A 3536-nucleotide genomic window follows, 5' to 3' on the forward strand; every position below is an offset into this window, starting at 1 on the left:
CCCCCGGATCGACCTGCGCCGCCTCGGCCGCGCGGCCCTGCTCGGCCCCGCCGCCCGTGGTCGGCTGCCCGACGCCATCAGCCATGTCGTCGAGGCCCACCGCGCCCATCATCCCGACGCGGACCTCGAACCCCTGCGCCACGCCTACGTCCTGGCCGAGTCCTCGCACCGCGGCCAGATGCGCAAGAGCGGCGAGCCGTACATCACGCACCCGCTCGCCGTGACCCTGATCCTGGCCGAACTCGGTGCCGAGACCACGACGTTGACCGCGTCCCTGCTGCACGACACCGTCGAGGACACGGACGTGACGCTCGACCAGGTCCGCGACCAGTTCGGCGAGGAGGTCCGCTACCTCGTCGACGGCGTCACCAAACTGGAGAAGGTCGACTACGGCGCCGCCGCCGAACCCGAGACCTTCCGCAAGATGCTCGTCGCCACCGGCAACGACGTCCGCGTCATGTCGATCAAACTCGCCGACCGGCTGCACAACATGCGCACCCTCGGCGTCATGCGCCCCGAGAAGCAGGAGCGCATCGCCAAGGTGACACGTGACGTGCTCATCCCGCTCGCCGAGCGGCTCGGCGTGCAAGCGCTCAAAACCGAACTGGAAGACCTGGTCTTCGCGATCCTGCATCCCGAGGAGTACGCGCACACCAGGGAGTTGATCGTCCGCAACGCGGCCCGCACGGACGACCCGCTCGCCGAGGTCGCCGACGAGGTGCGCGGTGTGCTGCGCGAGGCGGACATCCCGGCCGAAGTCCTCATCCGGCCCCGCCACTTCGTCTCGGTGCACCGCGTCTCGCGCAAACGCGGCCGGCTCCGCGGCTCCGACTTCGGCCGCGTCCTGGTCCTGGTGAACGAGGACGCGGACTGCTACGGCGTCCTGGGCGAACTGCACACGTGCTTGAAGCCGGTGGTCTCCGAGTTCAAGGACTTCATCGCCGTACCGAAGTTCAACCTCTACCAGTCGCTGCACACGGCCGTGGCGCGCGAGGACGGCCAGGTCGTCGAGGTCCTCATCCGCACGCACCAGATGCACAAGGTCGCCGAGGCCGGCGTCGTCGCCCTCGGCAACCCGTACGCACCGGCCCCCGACGACCCGGCCGACGGCGAGCGCGTCGACCCCACCCGCCCGGGGTGGCTCTCCCGGCTCCTCGACTGGCAGGAGGCGGCGCCCGACCCCGACCACTTCTGGTCGACCCTGCGCGAGGACCTCGCCCAGGACCGCGAGATCACCGTCTTCCGCCCCGACGGCGGCACGCTCGGCCTGCCCGAAGGCGCGACCTGCGTGGACGCCGCCTACGCGCAGTACGGCGAGGACGCGCACGCCTGTATCGGCGCCCGGGTGAACGGCCGCCTGGCGACGCTGAGCACCGTCCTGAAGGACGGCGACACCGTCCAGCTCCTCATGGGCCAGGACCCGGCTTCGGAGCCCTCCCGGGAGTGGCTGGAGCACGCCCACACACCTGCGGCCCGGATCGCCATCCAGCGATGGCTGACCGCACATCCGGCGCAGGCGGAGTCCCAGCAGAGCGAGGCGCGGATCGCCGAGGACCGGACAGCGCGCCGGCCCGCCGACGTGCCCGACCCGGACGCGGCCTCCGAGCAGCCCACCGACCGCCCCGCCACCCGTCACGTCCTCGCCGACCTGCCGGGAGCGACCGTCCGGCTCGCCCGCTGCTGCACGCCCGTACCGCCCGACGAGATCACCGGCTTCGCCGTACGCGGAGGGGCGGTCACCGTGCACCGCGTGGAGTGCGCCGCGGTGGCGCGCATGAAGGACGGGGGGCGTGCGGAGGTCGGCGTGCGTTGGGGAGAGACCGCCGAGTGCCGGGTCACGCTGGTCGCCGAATCGTTCGTCCGTCCCCATTTGCTGGCCGACCTCACCGAGGCCATGGCCTCCGAGGGCGCCGAAATCGTCTCGGCTACCGTCGAGCCCCCGACCCAGCAGCAGGTGCGGCACACCTACACGGTGCAGCTCCCGGACGCCGGCCACCTGCCCGCCCTGATGCGGGCGATGCGCAATGTTGCCGGGGTGTACGACGTCAGCCGGGCCCAGCCGCAGCCGCAGGGCGGCTGACCGGCCCGGGCGGGCGGCCCGGGCGGGCGGCCTCGCTGAGGCTGCAGGACTGGCCCGGGTGGCCTCGCTGAGGCTGCAGGACTTGCCCCCGGGCAGCCTCGTTGAGGGTTGCAGGGCTGCCCCGGGGTGGCCTCACTGAGGGCTTGCAGGACGGCTTCCCGGCGCGCCGCCAGGGCGGCCGGGGCGGCACCCGGCGCAGGTCACGGTCCCCGGTTCGGGTGGGACGAAAGCGCGCCGTCCCCGCCGCTCACCCGCGCGCTGATAGCCGTGGGGCATGCTCCTGACCCTCCACAGCCAGGCCACCACCCCCACCCGTCGCCGGACCGCGGCCGCCCTGCTCACCTCGGCCGTCTCCGTCTGCCTCGTCGCCGCGAGCGCCCCCGCCGTCCCGCTCGGCGTCGGCGACCGCCTCTTCCCGAACCTCGGCAATCCGGGCTACGACGTCGCGTCGTACGACCTGGCCTTCACCTATCCGGGCAACAACAGCGAGCCGCTGCGGGCCGTCACCACCATCGACGCCTGGACGACCGCCGACCTGGACCGCGTCAACCTGGACTTCGCCCACGGCACGGTCGAGTCGGTCGAGGTCGACGGCGACCCCGCGGAGTTCCGCTTCGCCGGTGAGGACCTGGTGATCACACCCGAGGACTCGGTGTCGGACGGCAACTGGATGCGGATCACCGTGCGGCACACCAGCGATCCGGTGCCCGCCAAGGGTCGCGAGGGCGGCTGGGTACGTACGGCTGACGGCCTCGCGATGGCCAACCAGGCCGACGCGGCGCATCTGGTGTTCCCCTGCAACGACCACCCCTCCGACAAGGCGATGTTCACCTTCCGTGTGACCGCGCCCGACGGTCACACGGCCGTCGCCAACGGCCTGCCCGCCGGAGTGGAGAAGTCCGGCGGGTCGACGACCCGGACCTTCCGCACCCAGCACCCCATGGCCACCGAACTCGCCCAGGTGTCCATCGGCCGCTCCACGGTGCTGCACCGCGCCGGCCCCCACGGCCTGCCCGTACGGGACGTCGTCCCGACCCGTCACCGTGAGGCGCTCGAACCCTGGCTGGAGAAGACCCCCGGCCAGATCGCCTGGATGGAGAGCAAGGTCGGCCGCTACCCCTTCGAGACGTACGGCCTGCTCGTGGCCGACGCCTCCACCGGCTTCGAACTGGAGACCCAGACGCTCTCGCTCTTCGAACGGGAACTCTTCACCGAGCCGGTCTACCCTCCGTGGTACGTCGAGTCGATCATGGTCCACGAGGTGGCCCACCAGTGGTTCGGCAACAGTGTCACCCCCCGCACCTGGTCCGATCTGTGGCTCAACGAGGGGCACGCCACCTGGTACGAGGCGCTGTACGCCGAGGAGCAGGCCGGCAAGCCGATGCGAGACCGGATGAAGGCCGCATACGGCGCCTCCGACCGCTGGCGCGCCGCCGGCGGGCCCCCCGCCGCCCCC

The 3536-nt window shown here is 72.2% G+C and carries 2 protein-coding genes; both read left to right on the plus strand.

Going from position 1 to position 3536, the window contains the following annotated elements; all coding sequences use genetic code 11:
• Window positions 1-2080 (plus strand): RelA/SpoT family protein (locus C1J00_RS40285; RefSeq protein WP_102913809.1); only part of this gene is annotated, 2080 nt, incomplete at its 5' end.
• A 274-nt stretch (window positions 2081-2354) separates the two neighbouring features.
• Window positions 2355-3536 (plus strand): M1 family metallopeptidase (locus tag C1J00_RS40290; RefSeq protein ID WP_102913810.1); only part of this gene is annotated, 1182 nt, incomplete at its 3' end.

Source organism: Streptomyces cahuitamycinicus (assembly GCF_002891435.1).
In the GTDB taxonomy this organism is placed as follows: domain Bacteria; phylum Actinomycetota; class Actinomycetes; order Streptomycetales; family Streptomycetaceae; genus Streptomyces; species Streptomyces cahuitamycinicus.